This is a genomic window from Alcaligenes sp. GCM10023179 (genome assembly GCF_042653705.1).
In the GTDB taxonomy this organism is placed as follows: Bacteria; Pseudomonadota; Gammaproteobacteria; order Burkholderiales; family Burkholderiaceae_B; genus Alcaligenes; species Alcaligenes phenolicus.
On record NZ_JBHSIQ010000001.1, the window covers coordinates 1 to 24296 of the forward strand.

Below are 24296 nucleotides of genomic sequence, written 5' to 3' on the forward strand. Positions count from 1 at the left end.
GGAAGGGGATGTCACTGTTACCGGTACTGTGGGTAAAGACGTCAAGGCCGGTGACACCGTGACTGTGACCGTGAACGGTAAGGACTACACGACCACCGTGAACGCTGACGGCAAGACCTGGAACGTGGATGTTCCTGGTACCGAACTGGCCCAGGACAGCAATGTTCACGCCAAGGTTGAGACCGAAGACGCTGCAGGTAACCCCGCTTCGGCTGAAGCCGACCGCGGCTACGGTGTCGATACCGATCTGCCCGAAGCTTCGATCACGATCGACACCATTGCCGGTGACGACGTGATCAACAAGGCCGAATCGGAAGGGGATGTCACTGTTACCGGTACCGTGGGTAAAGACGTCAAGGCTGGCGACACTGTCACTGTGACCGTGAACGGCAAGGACTACACGACCACCGTGAACGCTGATGGCAAGACCTGGAACGTGGACGTTCCTGGCTCTGAGCTGGCCCAGGATTCGAACGTACATGCCAAGGTCGAGACCGAAGATGCTGCGGGTAACCCTGCTTCGGCTGAAGCCGACCGTGGCTACGGTGTCGATACCGATCTGCCCGAAGCTTCGATCACCATCGACACCATTGCCGGTGATGACGTGATCAACAAGGCTGAGTCCGAGTCTGACGTGACCATCACTGGTACGGTTGGCAAGGATGTGAAGGCCGGTGACACTGTCACTGTGACCGTGAACGGTAAGGACTACACGACCACCGTTAACGCTGATGGCAAGACCTGGAACGTAGACGTTCCTGGTACCGAACTGGCCCAGGACAGCAATGTTCACGCCAAGGTCGAGACCGAAGATGCTGCGGGTAACCCTGCGAGCGCTGAAGCTGACCGTGGCTACGGTGTCGATACCGATCTGCCCGAAGCTTCGATCACGATCGACACCATTGCCGGTGACGACGTGATCAACAAGGCGGAGTCCGAGTCCACCATCACCATCACTGGTACGGTTGGTCAGGACGTCAAGGCTGGTGACAAGGTCACTGTGACCGTGAACGGTAAGGATTACACCACCACGGTTAATACCGATGGCAAGACCTGGAACGTGAATGTTCCTGGCTCCGAGCTGGCTCTGGATGACAACGTCCACGCCAAGGTCGAGACCAAGGACGACGCCGGTAACAGCGCTAGTGCTGAAGCTGACCGCGACTACGGTGTGCAGACCACATTGCCTGAAGCCGAGATCACGTTGGATCCGATCGCCGGTGACGGCGTGCTGGATCACAATGAGGCTGGTGACGGCAAGGGTACGATTGATGTGACCGGTACGGTTGGCAAGGATGTACAGCCCGGCGATACCGTGACTCTGACTATCGGTGGCAAGGAATACACCGGTACTGTTGGCAATGATCTGACCTTCAAGATCCCAGTACCTGTACAGGATCTGTTGAAGAACGACACGGTTGACGCCAAAGTGACGACGACAGACTCGGCTGGCAACAGTGCGTCTGCCAACGACTCCGGCCCATACACGCTGGATGTGGATCAACTGATTGTTGATGGTAACGGTGGTGGCAATCCGAATGGTGGCGTGGGCGACGACGTCATTATTGGTGACCGCGGCGGTGTGCAAGAAAACATTGTTCACGGCCAGAGCTACAACATTGCCATCCTGGTTGACCGTTCCAACAGCATGAAGGAAGCCTCTGGTACGGACAATATGAACCGTATGCAGTTGCTCAAGGCTGCGCTGACGACCTTGGCTGAAAGCTTGGCCAACCATGAAGGCGGCACGGTGAACTTGAGCATTATTGGCTTTGGTACCAAGGCTGATACGCCTATGGTCTTCAAGGACCTGACTCATGCCGATTTGATCAATCTGCTCAATTCGATTGATACCTTGAACGGCTACAACTCCAGCTGGAACTCCAGCGTGGGTGGTACCAACTACGAAGCAGCCTTCAAGGCCGCTGAAGCATGGTTCAAGACTGGCGATGCACCTGCAGTCGACAAGTACGGCAACGCTTATGAAAACGTTACTTACTTCCTGACTGACGGTAACCCAACCCAGTACGGTACTGGCCAAGGTGCTGGTAGCGGTTACGACGCTACGGCTGATTCGCGTGGTAAGGCAGCCTACGACAGCCTGGTTACCTCTTCGGGTAGCAAGGTTTACGCCGTGGGTATTGGTAACGACGTCAGCGTGGATGTCCTGCGCAAATACGACAACACGGGTACTGAGGTTGTTGACGTTGTTCGTGGCACCAAGGACGTGACTGACTTTGAAAACGGCCGTCATGACGGTTGGAACAAGGTCGGCGGTAACGGCACAGTTGGAGTCAAGAACCAGGGTAGCACTTGGTATCCGGATAACCGATTGGAAATTACGGATACCTACAGCCGCAATGGCGATACCGCGACTACCGTTCGTGGCCCAGGTATGACCGTTGCTGCGGGCAGCTATGGCAAGTTGAGCTTCCACTATGCTGAAAGCGGCCGTAACAGTGCCGACGTCTTCAAGTGGCAACTGCAGAAGTACAACGAGAAGACAGGTAACTGGGAAGTTGTGCAGGAAGGTGGTCGTCCAGGTAGCTCCGGCACCATCACGACCAAGCCCGTGGGCGAAGGCCAATACCGCTTCGAGTTCCTGGTGGACGATCGTTCCAGCAGCAGTAACTTCAAGGTCTACATTGATGACGTAACGCTGTTGTCCTCCGGCAATCCTCAAGATTGGACTGAGGTTAACAAGGTCGATATCGTCAACACCAAGGAAGACCTGGATGCAGCCTTGAAGGGTGGTTCGGTAACGAACGATCCAGCCCCCGTTGGTAATGACCACATCATCGGTGGTGACGGCAACGACATCATCTTTGGTGACACGATCAATACCGATGGCGATGTGTTGCCATGGCATGAAGTGGGTGGTCGTCCAGACAACCTGCCTGACGGCTCGGGCTTGAAGGCGCTGGAAGTGTTCTTGCAAATGAAGAACGGCGGTACTCCAGCAACAGGTAATGATCTGTACGAGTACATCAAGGAAAACCACGCTGACTTCAATGTTGACGGTGACAAGCGCGGTGGTAACGACATCCTTGATGGTGGTGCTGGTAACGACATCCTGTACGGCCAAGGTGGCAACGATATCCTGATCGGCGGTGCTGGCGACGACATCATGTTCGGCGGCGAGGGTGATGACACCTTCGTATGGAACAAGGGTGATGAAGGTACCAGCAGCAAACCGGCTGTGGATTACGTGATGGACTTTGGTGATTCGGGTACCGACACCTTGGATATCACTGATTTGCTGTCGGGCCACGACGTCAACGACGGTAATCTGAGCCAGTACCTGACGGTAGGCAGCTCGGATAACGGCAAGATGGAAATCGGTATCAGCTCTCAAGGTAATGGCCAGATCGATCAGAAGATCATTCTGGACAACATCGACTTTGACGCAGAGAAGGCAGCCCAGATCGCCAACTCGCTGAAAGACGGTACTTTGAAGTCTTCTGATTTCTAAGCTGTTCACCGGATAGGCACTATCTGCGGGTAGTGCCCAAGCCCCACAAGCCTTTTTGGGTTTGTGGGGTTTTTTTATGTCTGCAGCTTGTCGTCAGCGCCAATAGTGGGTGTTTGGCATTTGTGACTATGATCCTTGATGTGGCTGCAGGAAAGAGGGTGCATGCAGCAGAACGGCTGGCCAGGCTGAGCTGGTAGGCGTTGGCTCTGCGGTTTTGTAGACCAGCTGTTTCTTTTTGCTGGGGTGATTCGAGACCGTTTAACAGCCTGCTCTATATATAGAGGGTTCAGACGCTTTGTCGATTGCCAAGCGTTCACTAAATAGGCAAGCTATAACGCCGTTATAAGGGTTTGCTTATTTGGGATTGACGTGCTCTTGTCTCTTGCCTGGCTACGCCTTTTTCTTCGATCTAGGATTGCGCTGTTTGTGCTGGTCGCACTGCTGGTTGTGGTGTGGCTGCCCTTGTCGGCGCCTGCCTTGCAGTTCGAGGTCAGCAAGATTCGCCAGACCGCCGTTTCCCGCTTTGGCGCCCGTGCCGGGACTGCCGTGGATCGGTGGATGGCCAATCTGGAGTCCGCCCGTGGTTTAAGTGAGCGTCGTCAGCTGGATGCCGTCAATGATTTTTGGAATATGAATGTGATGGCTGGCGAGGACATTCATATTTGGGGCCAGCTGGACTATTGGGCCACGCCCATCGAGACTTTGGGCAAAGCGGCGGGTGACTGTGAGGACTTTGTCATCGGCAAGTATTTTTCCTTGTTGCACCTGGGTGTGCCCAATGAAAAACTGCGATTGATTTACGTGCGGGCTCAAGTAGGTGGGCAAAGCATTGCGCACATGGTTCTGGGCTACTATCCCACGCCCCAGGCCGAGCCTTTGCTGCTGGATAATTTAAGTGGCTCGATTCGCCCCGCCAGCCAGCGTCCTGATTTGACCCCTGTGTTCAGCTTCAATTCGCAAGGGGTGTATGTGGGTAATGCCCAGAAAGGTTCGGTGGACAGTATCAGCCGGTGGCGTGGTTTGCTGGAAAAAATGCGTAAGGAAGGTTTTGTTCCTTGATGATGTGCCGGTCCTTGGGCTAGAGCACCAAATGGAAACAGACTTCAGGACACCCTTGTCGGGTGGGCTAGACCAGAATTTATGGAATATACGGAAGCGCTATGTCTTTACTTAAACAGCTCCTGCTAAGTGTCTCGTGCGCGATTCTTGCTATCTTGATTGGCACGCTGTGGTTCAGCGTCGATTCGGCAAGGCAGTATTTGAGCAGTCAGTTGCAGGCTCAGGGTGAGTCGGCTGCGACTTCGCTGGCCTTGACCTTGTCCCAGCCCAGCAACCAGGACCCGGTGACGCAGGAGCTTTTGATTGCCGCCTTGTACGATACCGGGCAGTTTGAGCGTATCCGCTTTATTGACACCTCCGATACGGTCCTGGTGGAGCGTAGTGCTCAGCAAGAAACACAGATCAGCGGATCTTCGCCCGCGTGGTTCGCCAACTCTTTGCCGATTGATGTACCCGTGGCCTCGGCCCATGTCAGTAATGGCTGGAATCAGATTGGTACGATCGAAGTAAAACCTGCTGACGAGTACGCCCGCGCCAGTTTGTGGAAAAGTTTTGTGCGCGTCACTTTGTTGGTGCTGGGCGCCGGGGTTGCCTGGGGTGTGTTTGTATTGATGGTCATGGCCTGGTTGCGCCGGGCTTTGCGCGAACACGTCCAGTTCGAGCTGCAACAGATGGATCAAAGCGAGTCTGTACCCAGCCGCAAGAAAGTGCGCACGATCCCCGAGCTGGAAGCCGTCACACATACCTTAAGCACGGTGCAAAAACGTATTCGTGTTAGCAGCCAGGAGCAAAATGCCCGAATCGAGCAGTTACAGCTGGAGTTGAACTGCGATCCGGTCACGGGCCTGGCCAATCGCAAGTACTTCGTGAATATGTTCCGTCAGGTGCTGCAACAGGAAGAGGGCGGCCATGTGCTGTTATTCCGTCAGCGGGACTTGCTGCCATTGAATACCTCCCTGTCTCGTGACGCGGTGGATGCCTGGCTGAAGCTGGTGACTCAGCGTTGTACGGAGCTATTGCAGAAAAATGGCATGGACGCGGGCAATCTGGCGCGCTTGAATGGTTCTGATTTTATTGTGCTGCTCAAGGGCCAGACGGGTCCTCAAGTGATGGGCTTTGCCCAGGAACTGCGTACTGCCTTGCAGGAATTGCGCCAGCCTCTACCCGATGGCAGTTTGTGCCGCTGGTCCATGGCGATGACGAACTATGAAGGTCAGGACTCGCTCAGCGCCGTGATGACGCGTTTGGACAATGCCTTGATGCGCGCCGAAGGGGCAGGGCATCAGGAAGTGGAATACCGTCCGTCTGAAGGGATTCACTCCGAGGCGAGCTCTTCCATTGGTGAGCAGGAATGGCATTCACGTATTGAGCGTGGTCTGGAGCAAGGCCGGATTGAATTGAGTGTGAAGCCGGGCGTTGAAGTCTGGGGGCAAGCGGGCCAGATTCACGATGCAACCCTGAATTTGTTGCCCGAGCAACCGGGACAGGCCAGTTTGCCTGCCTATTTGTTCATTCCGGTGGCGGTGCGTCTGGGTCTGTCGTGGCAGTGTGACTTGCGTACGATGGAGCTGGCAAGCGACTGGTTAGCCGATAACGAGGGCAGTTTGAGTGTCCGTGTCTCCTGGGCATCGGTGATCAAGCCTGGATTTGCAGATCAGGTGGCAGAGGTTCTGGCCAAGGCCGGTGACAAGGCCCGGCGTCTGATTATCGAACTGGATGCTTATTGCCTGAGTGAGCACGATGTGGAAACGGTCGCTTTCGTGGATAAATTGCGGCCCTTGGGTGTGCAATTTGGTCTGCGTCGTGTTCTGGAGCAGCCCGAATCGATTCTGTGGTTGCACATGATGGCACTCAAATATATTGTCCTGGACGATGAGCGCGCCCAGACGCTGCAGGCCGAGGTGGGTGGCCGACATTTGCTGACAGCGTTCCTGCAGAGCCTGCAGGAATTGGGGATAGGTTTGCGCCGGGTAACCCGAGGCAGCAATAGTGCCCAGCTGGACGAGTTGTTGCGTGAAAACGCCGTCGTGCCAAGGCCTTAGCAAATAAATCCTTGTTTTTCTGGGGCTTATTTGCTAGTATATGTGGCTTACCTCTTTATTTTGACCGGAGAGGCTTAGTCGCCTATCCGGATTGAAGTTGGTAATACAACGTTTTGTCTCTCGCAAGATTTCAACCTAGGGTTCGGCTTGCCGGACCAGATCGAGATCGGGTTTACGGTATCGAACTGGCTGGATCCGAATCTGACGGGACCAAAACTGGTTGTGTGACCCAGTCATTTTGACTGGATCGTTGCAATTAAGTTGGAACAGGAAAAATCATGATTCAAATGCAGACCACGCTGGACGTGGCCGACAACACAGGTGCGCGTTCCGTAATGTGCATCAAGGTGCTGGGCGGCTCGAAGCGCCGTTATGCCGCAATTGGTGACATCATCAAAGTTACCGTTAAAGAAGCGGCCCCGCGCGGACGCGTCAAAAAAGGCGAAATCTACAACGCTGTAGTGGTTCGTACCGCTAAGGGCGTGCGCCGTAAAGACGGTTCGCTGATTCGTTTCGGTGGCAATGCCGCCGTATTGCTCAATGCCAAGCTGGAACCCATCGGCACCCGTATCTTCGGACCCGTTACGCGTGAACTGCGTACCGAGAAGTTCATGAAGATCGTGTCCTTGGCTCCCGAAGTGCTGTAAGGAGCGCGAAAAAATGCAAAAAATTCGTAAAGGCGACGAAGTTATTGTGCTGACCGGCCGTGATAAAAAACGCCGTGGCACAGTACTGCAACGCGTCGATGCAGACCACGTCATCGTGGAAGGCATCAACGTAGTCAAAAAACACGTTAAAGCCAATCCTATGGCTGGCACGCAGGGTGGTATCGTCGACAAGACCATGCCTATCCACATCTCGAACGTTGCACTGTTCAACCCGGAAACCGGCAAGGGCGACCGCGTTGGTATCCAGGTGATCGACGGTCAGAAGACGCGTGTTTATCGTTCCAGCGGCAAAGCCGTTGGCGCCAAGGCTTAAGGGGCGGATAACATGGCACGTTTACAAGAGTTCTACCGCGAAAAAGTGGTTGCCGATCTGCAAAAGCAGTTCGAGTACAAGAGCATTATGGAAGTACCCCGCATCACCAAGATCACTCTCAACATGGGTGTCTCGGAAGCGGTTGCTGACAAGAAGATTATCGAGAACGCGGTATCGGACATGACCAAAATTGCTGGTCAGAAGCCCGTTATCACGAAAACCCGCAAAGCTATTGCCGGTTTTAAGATTCGCGAAGATTACCCGATCGGTTGTATGGTGACCCTGCGCGGTCAACGCATGTACGAATTCCTGGATCGTCTGGTCGCTGTGGCTCTGCCACGCGTTCGTGACTTCCGTGGTGTGTCGGGTCGTGCGTTTGACGGCCGTGGCAACTACAACATGGGGGTTAAAGAGCAAATCATTTTCCCCGAAATCGAGTACGACAAAATCGACGCAGTGCGTGGTCTGAACATCAGCATCACTACTTCTGCCAAGACGGACGAAGAGGCCAAGGCGCTGCTTAGCGCGTTCAGCTTCCCGTTCCGCAACTAAGGGGCGCAACGTGGCTAAACTTTCCCTCATCAATCGCGACATCAAGCGCGCCAAGCTGGCTGAGAAATTCGCCGCCAAGCGTGCAGCACTGAAAGCGATCATTGACGACCAGTCCAAGTCTGACGAAGAGCGCTACGAAGCTCGTTTGCAGTTGCAACAATTGCCACGCAACGCGAACCCGACCCGTCAACGCAACCGCTGCGTTATCACCGGTCGCCCTCGTGGTGTTTTCAAGAAATTCGGTTTGACTCGCCATAAAGTGCGCGAAATGGCAATGCGCGGCGAGATCCCCGGTATGACCAAGGCCAGCTGGTAGGAGAAATACACATGAGCATGAGCGATCCAATCGCCGATATGTTGACCCGCGTGCGTAACGCGCAAATGGTCAACAAGACATCGGTCAGCATGCCCTCCTCGAAGCTGAAAGCAGCTATTGCTGCTGTGCTGAAAGACGAAGGCTACATCGAAGATTTCCGTATCGTTGGCGAAAAAGCCAAGCCAGAACTGGAAGTCACCCTGAAATACTATGCCGGCCAGCCAGTCATCGAGCGCATCGACCGCGTTTCGCGTCCTGGACTGCGCATCTACAAAGGCAGCACACACATCCCTCAAGTCATGAACGGCTTGGGTGTTGCTATCGTGTCCACGTCTCGCGGCGTGATGACCGATCGCAAAGCACGTGCAGCTGGCGTCGGTGGCGAAGTGCTGTGCTACGTGGCATAAGGAGAACATCATATGTCACGTATCGCTAAGTATCCCGTTTCCCTGCCTAAAGGCGTAGAAACGACCATTGCCGCTGATCAGATCACGGTCAAAGGCCCTCTGGGCACTTTGGTTCAAACTCTGACTGGCGACGTCACTATTGAACTTCAAGACGGTCAGCTGTCTTTTGTGCCTGCGAACGAAACTCGTCACGCAAACGCAATGTCCGGCACCGTGCGCCAACTGGTCAACAACATGGTTGTTGGCGTGAGCGCCGGTTTCGAACGCAAGCTGAGTCTGGTTGGCGTGGGCTTCCGTGCCTCCGTCCAGGGTAATGCCTTGAAGTTGCAACTGGGTTTCTCGCACGACATCGTGCACGACCTGCCTGAAGGCATCAAAGCCGAGTGCCCAACTCCGACGGAAGTCGTGATCAAGGGCTCGAACAAGCAGGTGGTTGGTCAGGTTGCCGCAGAAATTCGTGGCTATCGTCCACCAGAGCCTTACAAAGGCAAAGGTGTACGTTACGTCGGCGAACGCGTCATCCTCAAGGAAACCAAGAAGAAATAAGCCCGCAGGCAAGGACGAATCATGGACAAGAAACAATCCCGTATGCGTCGTGCAGTGGCTACTCGCCGCAAGATCGCCGAGCTGCGCGTACACCGCCTGTCGGTGCATCGCACGAATACGCATATTTACGCGAGCATCATCTCGCCCGAAGGCGACCGCGTTCTGGTCAGTGCTTCCACTGTCGAGACCGAAGTTCGCAAAGAATTGGCCGTTGGCAGCAACGTAGCGGCAGCCAGCCTGGTTGGCAAGCGCGTCGCCGAAAAGGCGAAGGCTGCGGGCATCGAGACGGTTGCTTTTGACCGCTCGGGCTTCCGTTACCATGGCCGCGTGAAAGCGCTGGCCGAGGCCGCGCGTGAAGCCGGCTTGAAATTCTAAAGGAATTATCAAATGGCTAAAGCACAAGGCAGACAGGCTCCAGAGCAAGAGCGCGATGACGGCCTGAAAGAAAAGATGATTGCGGTCAACCGCGTCAGCAAAGTCGTTAAAGGTGGTCGCACCATGAGCTTTGCTTCGCTGGCCGTGGTCGGTGATGGCGATGGTCGCATCGGCATGGGTAAGGGCAAGGCCCGCGAAGTACCCGTTGCTGTTCAGAAGGCAATGGAACAGGCCCGTCGTGGTCTGATCAAAGTGCCTCTGAAGAACGGCACCTTGCATCACACCGTAGTTGGTAAGCACGGTGCAGCCACCGTTCTGATCTCTCCCGCAGCTGAAGGTACTGGCGTTATCGCCGGTGGCCCAATGCGCGCTATCTTCGAAGTGATGGGCGTGCGCAACGTCGTAGCCAAGAGCCTGGGTTCCAGCAACCCATACAACATGGTTCGCGCTACATTGAACGGTTTGCGTGCTTGCTCGACACCTGCTGACATTGCTGCCAAGCGCGGCAAGACAGTTGAAGAAATTCTGGGGTAAGTCATGGCACAGAAACAAATCAAAGTTACGTTGGTGCGTTCGGTCATCGGCACAAAGCAAAGCCATCGCGACACCGTTCGCGGCCTGGGTCTGCGCCGAGTCAACACCAGCCGTGTATTGGTTGATACTCCTGAGGTTCGTGGGATGATCCGCAAGGTGGATTATCTGGTTACGGTCTCGGAAGCCTGAAAGGAATCGGGATGTCTGAATTGCAATTGAACAATCTCAAGCCCGCCGCTGGCGCCAAACACGCAGCACGTCGTGTTGGTCGCGGTGTCGGTTCCGGCTTGGGCAAAACCGGCGGACGTGGTCATAAAGGCCAGAAATCCCGCTCGGGTGGTTTTCATAAAGTCGGTTTCGAAGGCGGTCAAATGCCTTTGCAACGTCGTTTGCCCAAGCGTGGTTTCACCACCCTGGACGACCACCTGTACGCAGAAGTACGTCTGTCCGAACTGCAAAAAATGGATGCCGAAGTTATCGACGTCCAGGCACTGAAGCAGGCTGGCGTGGTTGGCCAAATGGTGCGTTACGCTAAAGTCATCAAGTCCGGTGAACTTTCCCGTAAAGTTGCGCTGAAAGGCATTAATGCAACGGCCGGCGCTCGCGCCGCGATCGAAGCAGCCGGCGGCTCGCTGGAATAAAAAGGGGTCACGGTGGCAAAAGCTCAGGCACAGAGTAAGTCGGGTCCGCGCTACGGCGATTTGAAACGTCGTCTCGTTTTCCTGTTGCTCGCCCTGATTGTCTACCGCTTGGGTACGCACATTCCGGTACCAGGCATCAATCCTGATGCCTTGTCCGAACTGTTTACTCAAAACCAGAGTGGTATTCTGGGTTTGTTTAATATGTTCTCCGGTGGTGCTTTAGAGCGATTCTCAGTGTTCGCACTGGGAATCATGCCCTACATCTCTGCGTCCATCATCATGCAATTGATGACCGCTGTGGTGCCCACGCTGGAAGCAATCAAGAAAGAGGGTGAGTCGGGTCGTCGCAAGATCACGCAATACACCCGTTACGGAACGGTCTTTTTGGCTTTGTTCCAGGGAGTTGGGATTTCCATCGCTCTAGAATCGCAGCCCGGTCTGGTTATCGACCCAGGGATGCTGTTTCGCTTCACGACAGTGGTAACACTGGTCACTGGCACCATGTTCGTCATGTGGCTGGGTGAACAAATCACTGAACGTGGATTGGGTAATGGTATTTCCATCCTGATCTTCGCCGGTATCGTAGCGGGTCTGCCTAATGCTTTGGGCGGTATGCTTGATCTGGTGCGTACGGATTCCATGTCGATTCTATCGGCACTGTTTATCCTCGTTTTAGTAGCCGCCGTCACGTACTTCGTCGTCTTTGTCGAGCGTGGTCAGCGTCGTATCACGGTCAACTACGCCAAACGGCAAGTAGGTAACCGTATCTATGGTGGTCAAAGCTCGCATTTGCCGCTGAAACTGAACATGGCTGGCGTGATCCCTCCGATCTTCGCTTCGTCCATCATTCTGTTGCCAGCGACAATTGCTAATTGGTTCTCCAGCACACCCGGTCTGGGTTGGTTGCGTGAAATCGAGGCTGCTTTGTCGCCGCGTCAGCCGCTTTACATTACTTTGTTCTCCGCGCTGATCATTTTGTTCTGCTTTTTCTACACGGCCCTGGTGTTCAACAGCCGCGAAACTGCAGACAACCTGAAAAAGAGTGGAGCCTTCGTACCAGGGATTCGTCCCGGTGATCAGACAGCGCGTTATATCGACAAGATTTTGATGCGTCTGACTTTGGCCGGTGCGATCTACATTACCTTGGTGTGTTTGGTACCAGAGTTCTTGCAAATGCGCTGGAATGTACCGTTCTATTTTGGCGGCACATCCTTGCTGATTATTGTTGTAGTAACCATGGACTTCATGGCGCAGGCCCAGGCCTATGTCATGTCACAACAATACGACTCGCTGCTCAAGAAGGCTAACTTCAAAGGCTCGAGCTTGCCGATGCGGTAATTCACGAAAATGGCAAAGGACGACGTCATTCAAATGCAGGGACAGGTTCTTGAGAACCTTCCCAACGCAACTTTTCGCGTCAAGCTGGAAAATGGTCACGTAGTGCTCGGATACATTTCAGGCAAAATGCGTATGCACTATATCCGGATTCTGCCGGGCGATAAGGTCACTGTGGAGCTCACGCCCTATGATCTATCCCGAGCACGAATTGTGTTCCGCTCCAAATAAGCGGCCGGTTACAGGAAACTAGGAGTCAAACCATGAAGGTAATGGCATCAGTAAAGCGGATCTGCCGCAACTGCAAAATCATTAAACGTCATGGCGTGGTGCGTGTCATCTGCACCGATCCACGTCATAAGCAGCGTCAAGGCTAAGTTGCCGAAACGCAACCGATTTAACAAGGAATAACCATGGCCCGTATTGCCGGCATTAACATCCCGCCGCATCAACACGCCGAAATCGGTCTTACCGCGATTTTCGGCATCGGTCGCACCCGCGCTCGCAAGATTTGCGAAGCATCGGGTATTGAATACTCCAAGAAGGTCAAAGATCTGACCGACGCGGAACTCGAGCGCATTCGCGAACAGATCGGCCTGTTCACCGTAGAAGGTGACCTGCGTCGTGAAGTTCAGCTCTCGATCAAGCGTTTGGCTGACTTGGGAACTTACCGTGGCATGCGTCATCGTCGCGGTCTGCCAGTGCGCGGCCAACGTACACGCACTAACGCTCGCACCCGTAAAGGTCCGCGTCGCGCCGCCGCGTCCCTGAAGAAATAATCGAGGAATAGAAGATGGCCAAAGCTTCTAGCAGCGCTTCACGCGCACGCAAGAAAGTCAAAAAAAGCGTGTCGGACGGGATTGCTCACGTCCACGCTTCTTTTAACAACACGATCATCACCATTACTGACCGTCAGGGCAACGCATTGTCCTGGGCTACGTCGGGTGGCGCGGGCTTTAAAGGCTCTCGTAAATCCACGCCGTTTGCCGCGCAGGTTGCCGCTGAAACAGCCGGCCGTACTGCCATGGAATACGGTATTAAAAATCTTGAAGTTCGCATCAAGGGCCCCGGTCCAGGCCGTGAATCGTCTGTGCGTGCTCTGAATGCTCTGGGTATCAAGATCACCAGCATTGCAGACATCACACCGGTTCCGCATAACGGCTGCCGTCCGCCCAAGCGTCGTCGCATCTAAGGGGAAGCGAAGTGGCTCGTTATATTGGACCAAAATGCAAGCTCTCGCGTCGCGAGGGTACCGATCTGTTTTTGAAGAGCGCCCGTCGCTCGCTGGATTCCAAGTGCAAACTGGAATCGCGTCCTGGTCAGCACGGCCGCACCTCCGGTGCTCGTACGTCTGACTTCGGTCTGCAGCTGCGCGAAAAGCAAAAGCTCAAGCGTATGTACGGCGTGCTGGAAAAGCAGTTCCGCAAGTACTACGTTGAAGCTGACCGCCGTCGTGGCAACACCGGTGAAACGCTGATTCAATTGCTGGAATCGCGTCTGGACAACGTGGTTTACCGCATGGGCTTTGGCTCTACACGTGCAGAAGCACGTCAGCTGGTGAACCACCGTGCAATCGAAGTCAACGGTCACACCGCTGACATCGCTTCCATGCTGATCAAGGCTGGTGACGTTGTTTCCGTGCGCGAAAAAGCTAAATCCCAAGGCCGTATCAAGGAATCCCTGGATCTGGCTACGGGCATTGGCTTGCCTCAGTGGGTAGAAGTTGACACCGCCAAGCTGTCCGGCGTGTTCAAGCAAGCTCCTGATCGCGCTGATGTCGCTCAAGACATCAACGAATCGCTGGTTGTTGAGTTGTACTCGCGTTAATTTTGTACGCGAAGACCTCTTACGCAATGCAGTAATCGCAGGCCCACTTCCCGATTTTCGGCAAGTGGGCTTTGCGATACTATCCCGCTGGCTTTGCCAGTTTCCGTCAGCCTTATCGGTGTAACGAGCCGAGGGTATTGAAAAGGAAATCGAATGTCTCAAGGTTTTTTGAAACCCCGTTCCATCGAAGTTGAACCGATCAGCAAAAATCACGCCAAGGTGATCATGGAGCCTTTCGAGCGCGGCTACGGCCACACTCTGGGCAACGCACTGCGTCGTATCTTGCTGTCCTCCATGACCGGCTATGCACCCACTGAAGTGCAGATTACCGGTGTGGTGCACGAGTACTCCACGCTGCCAGGCGTGGGCGAGGACGTGGTTGATATCTTGATGAACCTGAAGGGCGTGGTCTTCAAGCTGCACAGCCGTGAAGAAGTTACCCTGATCCTGCGCAAGGAAGGCGCCGGCCAAGTTCTGGCCAGCGACATCGAATTGCCGCACGACGTTGAAATCATCAACCCCAATCATGTGATTGCCACCTTGACCGACGACGGCAAGCTGGAAATGCAAATCAAGGTTGAGCAAGGCCGTGGCTACGTTCCTGGTAACGTGCGCGCCCTGGCTGATGATCGCACCCACACGATCGGTCGTATCGTGCTGGACGCCTCCTACAGCCCAGTGCGTCGTGTTAGCTACGCGGTCGAAAACGCCCGTGTGGAACAGCGTACTGACCTGGACAAGCTGGTTCTGGACATTGAAACCAACGGCGTGATCTCGCCCGAGGAAGCCGTGCGCCAGTCCGCTCGCATCCTGATGGATCAAATCTCTGTGTTTGCTGCTCTGGAAGGTGTGGGCGATGCCTACGAAGCTCCAGTGCGTGGCGCTCCACAGATCGATCCTGTGTTGCTGCGTCCTGTCGACGATCTGGAACTGACGGTTCGTTCCGTAAACTGCCTGAAAGCCGAAAATATCTACTACATCGGCGATCTGATCCAGCGTACCGAAAACGAACTGTTGAAGACTCCAAACCTGGGTCGCAAGTCCTTGAACGAAATCAAGGAAGTGTTGGCTGCACGTGGCCTGACTTTGGGCATGAAGCTCGAAAACTGGCCACCACTGGGTCTTGAGCGTCCATAAGTAGTAAGCAAGACAGACGTACTTAGACGCCGCTTACACTTTTTCTGGTGTTGTACACCTGCAAAAAGTGTAGGTGGCGGCTGAAAATGTGCTATTGTTTTGCGCTGTCCATCTGGTCCGCAGCTTAGCTGATAGAAGAACCGGATTTACGCATGTCGCATAAGCGGCGTGCCAATTAGATTCATTATTTAGGAAAATCATCATGCGTCACCGTCACGGTCTACGTAAACTGAATCGTACCAGCAGCCACCGTTTGGCCATGTTCCGCAACATGTCCGTGTCCCTGCTGACTCACGAAGCCATCAAAACCACCCTGCCTAAAGCTAAAGAGCTGCGCCGCGTGGTTGAGCCTCTGATCACTTTGGCTAAAAACCCAACCTTGGCAAACCGTCGTCTGGCTTTCGCCCGTCTGCGCGACCGCGATGCAGTGACCAAGCTGTTTGAAGTTTTCGGCCCACGTTACCAAGAGCGTAACGGCGGCTACACCCGCATCCTGAAAATGGGTTTCCGTCAGGGTGACAACGCTCCTATGGCATTCATGGAGCTGGTGGATCGTCCAGAAGTTCAGGAAGAAGCCGCTGCTGAATAAGCGCCGCTTGTTTCTACAGTAGTATTGAAAACGGACTCTCAGGAGTCCGTTTTTTTATTGGCGGCGTATGGTCTCTTGTTCATCACGGGTTGGGCGTTTTTGGGAAGGTCTTAACCTTGTTGCTGCTGTTGCTGCTGGCCTTGATTCTCACCTTCGTTTTGCTTTTTCCCCAGGTTTAATGCCAAGCCTACCCCTCATATAAGTTCAAGCGTGGGCTTGAGCCAGAACGTGGACTCCGTTTCAGTACAGTGTGAAGGTGTAAAGCAGGGTGCTTTGACTATTGAAAAAGTTCTGAAAACACGACAAGCCGCTGTTATATAAGGGTTTTTGCTAGGTTTGGTGGCCTGTAGAGCTTTAAAGTTCAAATAATTGCAGGCAATTGATAAAACCGGCAGTGATCCGATAGTGGGCCGTAAAGCCAATCCCTAAAATCTGCGCTATGTCAGCTTCGCCATGGTGGTGAGCTGTAAAGAACAACGATTTTCAGGAGACTGGCGATGGCACAGAATACATTGCTCACACACGATAAGTTTCTGCTGGGAACCTTTGCTACCAACTGCGGTGGTGGCATGACGGTATCGACCTTGCCCGATCGCTGGCAGGCTACGTGGGAAAACAATCTGAAGTTGGGCAAGCTGCTGGACGATGCTGGCATCGACTTCATGCTGCCTATCGCCCGTTGGATTGGTTACGGTGGCGAAACCGATTTCCACGGCTATGTACTGGAAACTGTCACCTGGGCGACGGCCTTGCTGGCCAATACTCGCAATATCAGCGTGTTTGCCACTGTGCACACCGTTGCGAACCACCCCGTTGTGATCGCCAAGCAGATCGCCACTATGGCTCAGATGAGCAGCAACCGTGTCGGTCTGAATATTGTGGCTGGCTGGAACAAGCCCGAGTACGACGCTTTGGGTGTGAAGTTGCCTGATGATCACGAAACCCGCTATGGCTATGCACAAGAGTGGTTCGATTTGATCAAGAAGATCTGGCACCACGACGGTCGCTTCGATTGGGATGGCAAGTACTTTCAGGCCAAAGGCGTCTACGGCAACCCCCGCCCTGAATTTGATCCACCTATCTTTAACGCGGCTGGTTCCGGTCAGGGCCGTGAGTTCGCCAGCCGCAACGCGAACTTCCTGTTCACGCCTGCCATGGAGTTGGAGCGCTCCAGAAAGGAGGTGGCTGAACTCAAGGCACAAGGCCAAGCGCAAGGGCGCAAGGTTGATGTGATGACCTTCTCGCACGTGGTTTGCCGTCCGACGCAAGCCGAGGCCAAGGCCGAGTGGGAACGCATCATGGCCAATATCGACAATGGTGCCGTGGATAACCTGATGAATTTGCAGTTTGCCCACGCCCATTCCTTCCCGCACGAGCTGCTGGAGCAGATTCGCGAGCGTATGGCCGCGGGCCATGGTGGCTTCCCGCTGGTGGGTACGCCCGAGCAAGTGGCTGACGGTTTGTGTGCGTTGCACGAAGCCGGTTTCCGGGGAACAACCTTGTCCTTTGTGGACTATGTAAAGGAATTCCCTTATTTCCGTGATACTGTGCTGCCTTTGTTGCAGCAGCGTGGCATTCGCTAAGAGCGATTTTCTGGCTATCGGGCAGGCTTGGGTTTGCTCTGGGGGATAGCCAGTTCACGTACGCCACGCAGGCAGCTCCGTCCTGATGACTGTGCTGCCCATAAGATTAAAAAAGGGTGAATCATGCCTGTGGAATTGGCTTCCTTGCCGACAGACCAAGCGCTGCACGCGCCTGGAGTTTCTGCCGAGCAGTTCAAACTTGCTATGCGCCATCTGGGTGGCACGGCCAATGTGATTACGGTCGAACACCAGGGCCAGCGTAGCGGCCTGACGGCAACGTCGGTCACCTCGGTAGCCGCAGATCCGGCAGAGGTACTGGTCTGTGTGAATCAAAGCTCCTCGTCCTGGCCTTTAATGCGTGACAGTGGCCTGTTCGGTGTGAATATTCTGGGTGTCGAGCAGGCAGGCATGGCTTTGCAGTTTGCCGGTTTCAAAGGCGAGCAAGGCGATGCGCGTTATGCCGGACATGATTGGCTGCGTACCGAGCACGGTATCTGGTTGGCACGACAAGCTCCTGCCGCTTTGGCCTGCCAGATCGTGGAAGTAATTGAACGTCATAGCCATGCTTTGGTATTGGGCCGTGTCTTGCAGGTGCACCATGCCGAGCAGGCACAGGATTCGCCTTTGCTGTATTGGCAGGGACGTTTTGGCCGTTTTCAGGGCCAGTAAATCGTCGGGATCGCTGTCTCTGTCTTGGCACCTTAGCCGGGCCTAGGGATAGTCTCGATGTTGCAGTGCGAGAGGCTGTGCCACACTGAGGCACAGCTTTCTTTATCGCTTGTTGCGACGCTCATGACCACCATACTGAATCGCTATGCCCAGCTGCATTCGCAGGATGTGGACTGCGTTCAGCACTATATCTCCCAGGTTTTCTGCCCGCATAGTTTGACCCTGGCGGATACGCGTCAGCGTCTGAATGCACGCTTGTATCTACGCCAAGGCCAGGATGTGGCCTATGGTCGTTTGCGCTATGGCGCGCAGGTGCAGATTCAGCCCCAGCCACTGGACGACTTCTATCTCTTGCAAATTCCTCTGTCGGGACAAGAGCAGATTCATACGGCGCACGGACGTTTCGCGTCTACCTCTCGCCTGGCTTCCATCATCAGCCCGACCCAAGACTTCAGCATGGAACATAGTCTGGAGGCCGATAAGCTGTTTGTGCGTATTGGACGCCAAGGGCTGGAGCGCCACTATCAGGAGTATTTTGCGCAGCCTGTACGCGGCCCCTTGGAGTTTCAGCCTTCCATTCCTTTGGATGCGCCTGGCGGAGCCAGTTTGCGCCGCTTGCTGGATTGGCAGTTTGCCGAAGTGTCGGACGGCACTTTGTTTGATCAGCCCCGTCAGGTACGCCAATTCGAGCAGACCCTGATTTATGCCTTGTTCGAGCTGCACCAGCACAATCAGCCCGCCCATAAGACCGCGGCAGCCTTGCCGCATGTTTTGCGACGTGCCCTGGATTTCATGGAAAGTCAGACCGGCCAGCCCATCACGATTGGCGATATAGCCCAAGCGGCAGGTGTTAGTGTGCGCAGTCTGTATGCGGGGTTCCGGGAACATTTGGGTGTCGCACCGATGGCGCGTCTAAAGCAGATGCGTCTGGAAGCGGCCCGCCGATATTTACAGGAAGGTGGCATGTCAGTCACCGAGGTGGCCCTGGCCTGTGGCTTTACCCACCTGGGACAGTTCTCTGCTGACTATCGCTATCGCTATGGCGAGCGCCCCTCTGAAACATTAAGCGGCCTGACTCGACCTCGGTCCAGCATCTAAGCGCCGGCATCCGGCGCTACACTAAGGGCTTGATTAGGAGCCCTGCATGTCCTCTGAGAATTCCTCCAGTTCCAAACCCAAACTGGCCTTGACCTTGCCCGATCTGGATGCACAGCAATTGGTGCTGGTGCAGACGACGGTGCCCGATATGATGCTGGCCAAGTACCTGGCTCATCACCTGGTTGAAGATGGAATTGCCGCTTGTGCGAACCTTGCGCCCGCCAGTTTGTCTATGTACATGTGGCAAGGGGAGTTACAGGGTGATGAGGAAATCACGCTGACTTTCAAAACCACAGTGGCCCGGCTACCGGAACTGGCAGATCGCTTGCGAGAGCAGCATCCTTACGAACTGCCTGAATTGATTGTGCTTCCGGTTGTTGGTGGTTTCACCGCTTATCTGGATTGGGTCCGCACCCAGACGCGTCCAGCGTGATCTCAGATAGCCCAGCCTAAAAAACCGGAATAGATTTGTGCCTTTGTCTTTGAAGCGTTCTCCGTTTTCTGCCCAGCGTCTTGGCGCGTGGTTTGCTGTTTTCTTTGTCCTGATGCTGGCCTGGCTGGCAACGCCATTGACGGCGCAGGCAGAAGAAGAGTTTCTGGACCCGGAACAGGCGTTTGTACTGACCGCGGCCATGAGCCAGCCCGATCAGCTGGATATCCATTTCCAGATTGCGCCTGAATACTATATGTATCGCAAGCGCTTCGGGATCTCGACCGAGAAGGCCGAGCATTTGGGTGCTCCCCAGCTTCCCGATGGCGAAAAGGTGTACGACCCTACCTTTGACGAAGTCATGGAGGTCTACCGCAACTCGGTCACCCTGCGAGTGCCTGTTCTGGCCGATAGCGGTACGGGCCAGGATCTGAAAATTGATGTGGTCAGCCAGGGTTGTGCCGATGCTGGCCTGTGCTATTCCCCCTCTACGCAAACCTTGACCCTGATCCCCACCGGACAGGGTTGGGAAGTGGCAGGCCCCTTTGGTGTGGTGTCGGTGCCTGCGCCGGGTGAAGGCTCGGGTCAGAAAACAGACACCGCAGCCACGACGTCTACGGCTACATCTGCCAGCACAGGTGGTGTCGCGTCGGCCTTGAGCCTGAGTGATGTGGGCTTGGCGGATTATCTCAAGCAAGCAGGTTGGGGGCAGATTGTGCTGCTGAGCTTTGTGTTCGGCTTGCTGCTGTCCTTTACACCCTGCGTCTTGCCGATGGTGCCGATTCTGCTGTCCATCATTGCGGGCCGTAATCAGTCTGCGCCATCGCGCTGGCATGGTTTGAAAATGGCTTTTGCCTTTGTGCTGGGCTTGTCTCTGGTCTACACCTTGCTGGGTGTGGCCGCAGGTTTGCTGGGCGCAGGCTTGGCAAGCTGGTTGCAGAATCCGTGGGTTTTGGGCTTGTTCGCCCTGATCCTGGTGGTGCTGGCCTTGTCCATGCTGGATGTGTTTACGGTTCAGGCCCCGGCAGCGCTGCAAAATCGCCTGAATGAAACCATGAACCGTTTGCCGGGCGGGCAGATGGGTGGCGTGTTCCTGATGGGCATGCTGTCTGCGCTGATCGTCGGCCCTTGCGTAGCAGCGCCTTTGGCGGGTGTGCTGCTGTTTATCTCGCAGACGGGTGATGTGGTCCTGGGCGGCTCGGCTCTGTTCGCCTTGGCCTGGGGGTCGGGCGTGTTGCTGCTGATTGTGGGCGCGGGTTCTGGCAGTGTGTTGCCCAAGGCCGGTGCCTGGATGGAAAGTGTCAAAACCGCATTTGGTGTCTTGCTGTTGGCTACGGCCTGGTGGATGGTATCGCCCTTGATGTCTGGCACGATCGCGGTCTTTGGCTGGGTCGTTTTGGCTTTGTGGGCCGCGGCCTTGTTGGGTGCATTTGGGCGCGGTACGGCAGCGCGCACACCTTGGTCGGGTTTGCGCCAGGGCGTAGGCATGATGTTGGCGGTCTGGGCCATCATGATGATGATCAGTATTGCCCTGGGTCGTCCTAGCGTGATTCGTCCACTGGAAGGGCTGAAATCGTCCGGTACGGTGGCAGCCGCTCAAAGCAAAGTGGAGTTTCAGCGTGTGAGCAGTTTGCAGGAGCTGGAAGAACGCCTGGCCAAGGCTACCCGCCCCGTGATGCTGGATTTCTACGCAGACTGGTGCGTGTCCTGCATTGAAATGGAGAATTTCACGTTCAGTGATCCTGCGGTTGCACAGCGTATGGCACAGTTTGATTTGCTGCAGGTGGATGTGTCAGCCAACACTCCCGAGGACAGGGAGTTGCTGAAACATTTCCGCCTGTTTGGTCCTCCCGGCATCATGTTTTTCGATTCCAAGGGGAAACAGCTGGAACAATTGCGCGTGATCGGTTTTCAGGATGCCAGTCGCTTTTCCAAGGTGCTGGATGAGGTTCTGGCCGGTGCCTGAAGTTCCTGATTTGCCCCGAATCGGCCTTATCAGGGCTTAACAGACGATAGATCGTCGCGTACACACAACAAAAAACGCAGCTCACAGGCTGCGTTTTTTGCGTTCTGATTGATGTGAATCAGCAGTTCTGTTCGCGCATCAGCTTGGCGGCTTCGATGGCGAAATAGGTCAGAATGCCGTCGCCACCAGCACGCTTGAATGCCAGCAGAGACTCCATCATGACCTTGTCGTGATCCAGCCAGCCGTTCTGGGCGGCAGCCTTGATCATCGCGTACTCGCCGCTGACTTGGTAGGCGTAGGTTGGCATGCCAAAGGCGTCTTTTACGTCGCGCAGGATGTCCAGGTAAGGCAGGCCAGGTTTGACCATGACCATATCGGCACCTTCGCGGATATCGGCGGCCACTTCGCGCAGGGCTTCGTTACGGTTGGCGGGGTCCATCTGGTAGGTGTTCTTGTTGGAACGGCCCAGATTGGCAGCCGAGCCCACCGCGTCGCGGAAGGGGCCGTAGAAGGCGCTGGCGTACTTGGCCGAGTAAGCCATGATGCGGGTGTGGATGAACTGGTCCTTGTCCAGAGCAGCGCGAATGGAGCCGATGCGGCCGTCCATCATGTCGCTGGGGGCCACAATGTCCACGCCAGCCTGGGCCTGCGTCTGGGCCTGACGGATCAGCATGGCGACCGTCTCTTCGTTCAGGATGTGACCGGCTTCGTCCAGAATGCCGTCCTGGCCGTGGCTGGTGTAGGGGTCCAGAGCCACGTCAGTCAGCACGCCCAGCTCGGGGAATTGCTGCTTGAGCATGCCCACCACGCGCGGAATCAGGCCGTTCGGGTTGGCGGCTTCGCTGCCATCCGGCGTTTTCAGGGACGGGTCGATGGACGGGAACAGGGACAACACGGGGATGCCCAGCTCCAGACACTGTTCGGCCACGCGCATCAGTTCATCAGGCGAATAGCGCATGACGCCGGGCATGGAGCCGACTTGCTCCTGAACTTTCTCGCCTTCACGCACAAAGACCGGGTAGATCAGGTCGTCGGTGGACAGGCGGTTTTCGCGCACCAGACGGCGGGAAAACTCGTCGCGGCGGTTACGGCGCAGGCGAGTATTTGGAAAGTCGGCAGGAGGAATAAAACGAGTCATGGAACAACCTTCGGAGAAATCCAGTTTTCGATGCATTCGGTCGCTTCGGGCAAGCCGATACGATCAGTGGAGGAGAAGGGCAGCGCATGCAGGGCGCCAATTTCCCGGAGTTGGCGGCGCACTTCGGCCACCGCCTTGATGCGTTGACCATACGGCAGTTTGTCGGCCTTGGTCAAAAGCGCCAGGACGGGCTTGCCGGTAGGCGCAATCCAATCGGCCAGGCGCATATCCAGGTCGGTCACGCCGCGTCGGATGTCGATTAGCAACACAATGCCGGCAATCGAGGGGCGGGAGACCAGGTACTCGCCCAGAATTTCGGCCCAGTCCTGCTTTTCGTGGCGCGCCACGGCGGCGTAGCCGTAGCCGGGCAAGTCCACCAGGTGGCCCAGAAAGTCGCCCGGCGAGAGCGGGTCGGGGATACCGAACATATTGATCAGGCGTGTTCGTCCCGGCGTTTTACTGGAAAAAGCCAGTTTCCGTTGGTTGGCCAACACATTGATGGCGGAGGATTTGCCCGCATTGGAGCGCCCCACAAAACAGACCTCTGGCGGTCCGGGAGGGGGCAGCTGATCGATCTGAGCAGCTGAAATCGTGAAGTGAGCGCGGTGCAGTATCGACATGGTTGCAGCGTAATTCCATATTGGTTCAGCGCCTATTGTATAATCTCTCGATTTGAAACAGTAATGTCGTAGTCCACTGGGTACTGACCAGCGGCTTACGGTGGCTTTTGCGGGGCGCATGCGGCACCCCGATTGATTCGCGATTATCGAGGTCCAAATGAAGCGTGCGCTTTCCCGAGTCGTTATCGCAAGCAGCCTGACGATGGCTTGCTCTGTGGTTTTTACCGCTAACGTGGCCAATGCAGCTGGTCTGCCCAAGCCAGATGCCGCCAAAGGCGAGCAGCTCTACCTGCAAGGTGAGATGTCGCGTGGCGTGCTGGCCTGTGTGACCTGTCACGGGGATGGCGGCAACAGCATTATTCCGGTCAACCCGTCGCTGGCTCACCAGCCGTACGAGTACCTGGTCAAGCAGCTGCACGATTTCCGTGCCAAGGACGAGAAGTCTGTGCCTTCCCGTCGCGGCCCTGAAGGCGCCAACAGCCTGATGACCGCCATTGCTGCCGGCATGACCGAAGAAGACATGCAAAACGTGGCTTTCTTCCTGTCCCAACAGCCCGTGAACTGGGATCAGGCAGCTAACGCTACCAAAGAAGACACCATGGAACGTGGCCAGAAGATCTGGCGCGGCGGTTTGCCCGAGCGCGGTGTTGCGGCCTGTGCCGCTTGCCACTCGCCTGATGGCGCTGGTATGCCCGGTCAGTTCCCCCGTCTGGCTGGCCAGCACCCTGCCTACATTGCCGAACAGCTCAAATTGTTCCGCAGCGGCGACCGTGCCAATGGCCCGATGATGCATGACATCGCGGATCGCATGTCGGACGCCGACATTGCAGCCGTGTCAGATTTCGCAGCTGGCCTGCGTTAATCAGTCCAAGGGGGCCATTGGCCCCCTGACTGTCTGAAGCCTGACATTCGCTTTTTGGCCCCAGCTTCCTGATAGTCATGGCAGTTTGGGAGCCTTAACAACGGGCAGTGCCGATTT

The 24296-nt window shown here is 55.4% G+C and carries 29 protein-coding genes; 27 read left to right on the top strand and 2 right to left on the bottom strand.

Translation table 11 applies throughout. The features are described 5' to 3' along the window. The 26 genes from ACFPDR_RS00005 to dsbD all read left to right on the top strand — a co-directional run. Positions 1-3472: Ig-like domain-containing protein (locus ACFPDR_RS00005; protein ID WP_376910119.1), on the top strand; the 3472-nt coding region annotated here is incomplete at its 5' end. A gap of 426 nt (positions 3473-3898) precedes the next feature. Beyond that, the gene (locus tag ACFPDR_RS00010; protein ID WP_035269590.1) at positions 3899-4531 is read left to right on the top strand and encodes a transglutaminase-like cysteine peptidase; all 633 of its coding nucleotides are present in this window, start codon (positions 3899-3901) and stop codon (positions 4529-4531) included. Positions 4532-4632: 101 nt separating this feature from the next. Continuing rightward, positions 4633-6573: a LapD/MoxY N-terminal periplasmic domain-containing protein gene (locus ACFPDR_RS00015; protein ID WP_257112714.1), complete on the top strand. Its 1941-nt coding sequence runs from the start codon at positions 4633-4635 to the stop codon at positions 6571-6573. Positions 6574-6851: 278 nt separating this feature from the next. Further along, positions 6852-7220, top strand: a complete 369-nt coding sequence (gene rplN, locus ACFPDR_RS00020; protein WP_003805375.1) for a 50S ribosomal protein L14 — start codon at positions 6852-6854, stop codon at positions 7218-7220. A 13-nt stretch (positions 7221-7233) separates the two neighbouring features. Further along, positions 7234-7554, top strand: a complete 321-nt coding sequence (gene rplX / locus ACFPDR_RS00025; RefSeq protein ID WP_003805373.1) for a 50S ribosomal protein L24 — start codon at positions 7234-7236, stop codon at positions 7552-7554. A 12-nt stretch (positions 7555-7566) separates the two neighbouring features. Then, positions 7567-8106, top strand: a complete 540-nt coding sequence (rplE, locus tag ACFPDR_RS00030; protein WP_009459981.1) for a 50S ribosomal protein L5 — start codon at positions 7567-7569, stop codon at positions 8104-8106. A 10-nt stretch (positions 8107-8116) separates the two neighbouring features. After that, positions 8117-8422, top strand: coding sequence for a 30S ribosomal protein S14 (gene rpsN, locus ACFPDR_RS00035; protein WP_003805371.1), 306 nt, complete (start codon positions 8117-8119; stop codon positions 8420-8422). Between the two features lie 11 nt (positions 8423-8433). Continuing rightward, entirely contained in the window at positions 8434-8829 is a 396-nt protein-coding gene (gene rpsH, locus ACFPDR_RS00040; protein ID WP_009459979.1) for a 30S ribosomal protein S8, read from the top strand. 12 nt (positions 8830-8841) lie between these two features. Continuing rightward, positions 8842-9375 (top strand): 50S ribosomal protein L6, encoded by a 534-nt coding sequence (rplF, locus tag ACFPDR_RS00045; RefSeq protein ID WP_009459978.1) that lies wholly within the window; start codon positions 8842-8844, stop codon positions 9373-9375. A 21-nt stretch (positions 9376-9396) separates the two neighbouring features. After that, a complete protein-coding gene (rplR, locus tag ACFPDR_RS00050) occupies positions 9397-9750 on the top strand; it encodes a 50S ribosomal protein L18 (protein WP_009459977.1) in 354 nt (117 codons plus the stop codon). 12 nt (positions 9751-9762) lie between these two features. After that, a complete protein-coding gene (gene rpsE / locus ACFPDR_RS00055) occupies positions 9763-10284 on the top strand; it encodes a 30S ribosomal protein S5 (RefSeq protein ID WP_003805367.1) in 522 nt (173 codons plus the stop codon). A 3-nt stretch (positions 10285-10287) separates the two neighbouring features. Further along, on the top strand, positions 10288-10473 hold the full coding sequence (rpmD, locus tag ACFPDR_RS00060) for a 50S ribosomal protein L30 (RefSeq protein WP_003805366.1): 186 nt from the start codon (positions 10288-10290) through the stop codon (positions 10471-10473). Between the two features lie 11 nt (positions 10474-10484). After that, positions 10485-10925 carry a 50S ribosomal protein L15 gene (gene rplO, locus ACFPDR_RS00065; RefSeq protein WP_022983333.1) on the top strand — a complete coding sequence of 147 codons (441 nt, stop codon included), beginning with the start codon at positions 10485-10487 and terminating at the stop codon, positions 10923-10925. A gap of 12 nt (positions 10926-10937) precedes the next feature. Continuing rightward, positions 10938-12263: a preprotein translocase subunit SecY gene (secY, locus tag ACFPDR_RS00070; protein WP_003805363.1), complete on the top strand. Its 1326-nt coding sequence runs from the start codon at positions 10938-10940 to the stop codon at positions 12261-12263. 9 nt (positions 12264-12272) lie between these two features. Further along, on the top strand, positions 12273-12491 hold the full coding sequence (gene infA, locus ACFPDR_RS00075) for a translation initiation factor IF-1 (RefSeq protein ID WP_003805361.1): 219 nt from the start codon (positions 12273-12275) through the stop codon (positions 12489-12491). A 32-nt stretch (positions 12492-12523) separates the two neighbouring features. Beyond that, positions 12524-12637: a 50S ribosomal protein L36 gene (rpmJ, locus tag ACFPDR_RS00080; RefSeq protein ID WP_003805360.1), complete on the top strand. Its 114-nt coding sequence runs from the start codon at positions 12524-12526 to the stop codon at positions 12635-12637. A gap of 36 nt (positions 12638-12673) precedes the next feature. Next, the gene (gene rpsM / locus ACFPDR_RS00085) at positions 12674-13039 is read left to right on the top strand and encodes a 30S ribosomal protein S13 (RefSeq protein WP_003805346.1); all 366 of its coding nucleotides are present in this window, start codon (positions 12674-12676) and stop codon (positions 13037-13039) included. Positions 13040-13053: 14 nt separating this feature from the next. Further along, complete coding sequence (rpsK, locus tag ACFPDR_RS00090; RefSeq protein WP_003805343.1) at positions 13054-13452, top strand: 30S ribosomal protein S11; 399 nt, start codon at positions 13054-13056, stop codon at positions 13450-13452. Positions 13453-13463: 11 nt separating this feature from the next. Further along, positions 13464-14087, top strand: a complete 624-nt coding sequence (gene rpsD, locus ACFPDR_RS00095; protein WP_009459976.1) for a 30S ribosomal protein S4 — start codon at positions 13464-13466, stop codon at positions 14085-14087. 153 nt (positions 14088-14240) lie between these two features. Next, positions 14241-15224, top strand: a complete 984-nt coding sequence (locus ACFPDR_RS00100) for a DNA-directed RNA polymerase subunit alpha (protein ID WP_376910132.1) — start codon at positions 14241-14243, stop codon at positions 15222-15224. A gap of 202 nt (positions 15225-15426) precedes the next feature. Beyond that, the gene (gene rplQ / locus ACFPDR_RS00105; protein WP_003805334.1) at positions 15427-15813 is read left to right on the top strand and encodes a 50S ribosomal protein L17; all 387 of its coding nucleotides are present in this window, start codon (positions 15427-15429) and stop codon (positions 15811-15813) included. 497 nt (positions 15814-16310) lie between these two features. After that, positions 16311-17396, top strand: coding sequence for an LLM class flavin-dependent oxidoreductase (locus ACFPDR_RS00110; protein WP_088451714.1), 1086 nt, complete (start codon positions 16311-16313; stop codon positions 17394-17396). 123 nt (positions 17397-17519) lie between these two features. Next, positions 17520-18065, top strand: a complete 546-nt coding sequence (locus tag ACFPDR_RS00115; protein WP_009459970.1) for a flavin reductase family protein — start codon at positions 17520-17522, stop codon at positions 18063-18065. Positions 18066-18188: 123 nt separating this feature from the next. Then, complete coding sequence (locus tag ACFPDR_RS00120) at positions 18189-19163, top strand: AraC family transcriptional regulator (RefSeq protein ID WP_268379351.1); 975 nt, start codon at positions 18189-18191, stop codon at positions 19161-19163. A gap of 46 nt (positions 19164-19209) precedes the next feature. After that, positions 19210-19596, top strand: a complete 387-nt coding sequence (gene cutA / locus ACFPDR_RS00125; RefSeq protein WP_009459966.1) for a divalent-cation tolerance protein CutA — start codon at positions 19210-19212, stop codon at positions 19594-19596. A gap of 37 nt (positions 19597-19633) precedes the next feature. Further along, entirely contained in the window at positions 19634-21559 is a 1926-nt protein-coding gene (gene dsbD, locus ACFPDR_RS00130) for a protein-disulfide reductase DsbD (RefSeq protein WP_376910137.1), read from the top strand. Between the two features lie 118 nt (positions 21560-21677). On the opposite strand, the gene hemB is transcribed toward dsbD, so the two are convergent. After that, positions 21678-22697 carry a porphobilinogen synthase gene (gene hemB / locus ACFPDR_RS00135; RefSeq protein ID WP_035269608.1) on the bottom strand — a complete coding sequence of 340 codons (1020 nt, stop codon included), beginning with the start codon at positions 22695-22697 and terminating at the stop codon, positions 21678-21680. Beyond that, positions 22694-23317, bottom strand: coding sequence for a ribosome biogenesis GTP-binding protein YihA/YsxC (yihA, locus tag ACFPDR_RS00140; RefSeq protein ID WP_009459957.1), 624 nt, complete (start codon positions 23315-23317; stop codon positions 22694-22696). The genes hemB and yihA overlap by 4 nt, the downstream gene beginning before the upstream one ends. A 157-nt stretch (positions 23318-23474) precedes the next feature. Here yihA and ACFPDR_RS00145 point away from each other — a divergent pair, with 157 nt between their 5' ends. Next, positions 23475-24179 (top strand): c-type cytochrome, encoded by a 705-nt coding sequence (locus ACFPDR_RS00145; RefSeq protein WP_026484814.1) that lies wholly within the window; start codon positions 23475-23477, stop codon positions 24177-24179. Positions 24180-24296: the final 117 nt, after the last annotated feature.

Coding starts and splice junctions, on each gene's coding strand:
- ACFPDR_RS00015 (WP_257112714.1), top strand. CDS start 4,633: ATGTCTTTACTTAAACAGCTCCTGCTAAGTGTCTCGTGCGCGATTCTT.
- rplN (WP_003805375.1), top strand. CDS start 6,852: ATGATTCAAATGCAGACCACGCTGGACGTGGCCGACAACACAGGTGCG.
- rplX (WP_003805373.1), top strand. CDS start 7,234: ATGCAAAAAATTCGTAAAGGCGACGAAGTTATTGTGCTGACCGGCCGT.
- rplE (WP_009459981.1), top strand. CDS start 7,567: ATGGCACGTTTACAAGAGTTCTACCGCGAAAAAGTGGTTGCCGATCTG.
- rpsH (WP_009459979.1), top strand. CDS start 8,434: ATGAGCATGAGCGATCCAATCGCCGATATGTTGACCCGCGTGCGTAAC.
- rplF (WP_009459978.1), top strand. CDS start 8,842: ATGTCACGTATCGCTAAGTATCCCGTTTCCCTGCCTAAAGGCGTAGAA.
- rplR (WP_009459977.1), top strand. CDS start 9,397: ATGGACAAGAAACAATCCCGTATGCGTCGTGCAGTGGCTACTCGCCGC.
- rpsE (WP_003805367.1), top strand. CDS start 9,763: ATGGCTAAAGCACAAGGCAGACAGGCTCCAGAGCAAGAGCGCGATGAC.
- rpmD (WP_003805366.1), top strand. CDS start 10,288: ATGGCACAGAAACAAATCAAAGTTACGTTGGTGCGTTCGGTCATCGGC.
- rplO (WP_022983333.1), top strand. CDS start 10,485: ATGTCTGAATTGCAATTGAACAATCTCAAGCCCGCCGCTGGCGCCAAA.
- infA (WP_003805361.1), top strand. CDS start 12,273: ATGGCAAAGGACGACGTCATTCAAATGCAGGGACAGGTTCTTGAGAAC.
- rpmJ (WP_003805360.1), top strand. CDS start 12,524: ATGAAGGTAATGGCATCAGTAAAGCGGATCTGCCGCAACTGCAAAATC.
- rpsM (WP_003805346.1), top strand. CDS start 12,674: ATGGCCCGTATTGCCGGCATTAACATCCCGCCGCATCAACACGCCGAA.
- rpsK (WP_003805343.1), top strand. CDS start 13,054: ATGGCCAAAGCTTCTAGCAGCGCTTCACGCGCACGCAAGAAAGTCAAA.
- ACFPDR_RS00100 (WP_376910132.1), top strand. CDS start 14,241: ATGTCTCAAGGTTTTTTGAAACCCCGTTCCATCGAAGTTGAACCGATC.
- rplQ (WP_003805334.1), top strand. CDS start 15,427: ATGCGTCACCGTCACGGTCTACGTAAACTGAATCGTACCAGCAGCCAC.
- ACFPDR_RS00110 (WP_088451714.1), top strand. CDS start 16,311: ATGGCACAGAATACATTGCTCACACACGATAAGTTTCTGCTGGGAACC.
- ACFPDR_RS00115 (WP_009459970.1), top strand. CDS start 17,520: ATGCCTGTGGAATTGGCTTCCTTGCCGACAGACCAAGCGCTGCACGCG.
- ACFPDR_RS00120 (WP_268379351.1), top strand. CDS start 18,189: ATGACCACCATACTGAATCGCTATGCCCAGCTGCATTCGCAGGATGTG.
- cutA (WP_009459966.1), top strand. CDS start 19,210: ATGTCCTCTGAGAATTCCTCCAGTTCCAAACCCAAACTGGCCTTGACC.
- hemB (WP_035269608.1), bottom strand. CDS start 22,697: ATGACTCGTTTTATTCCTCCTGCCGACTTTCCAAATACTCGCCTGCGC.
- yihA (WP_009459957.1), bottom strand. CDS start 23,317: ATGTCGATACTGCACCGCGCTCACTTCACGATTTCAGCTGCTCAGATC.
- ACFPDR_RS00145 (WP_026484814.1), top strand. CDS start 23,475: ATGAAGCGTGCGCTTTCCCGAGTCGTTATCGCAAGCAGCCTGACGATG.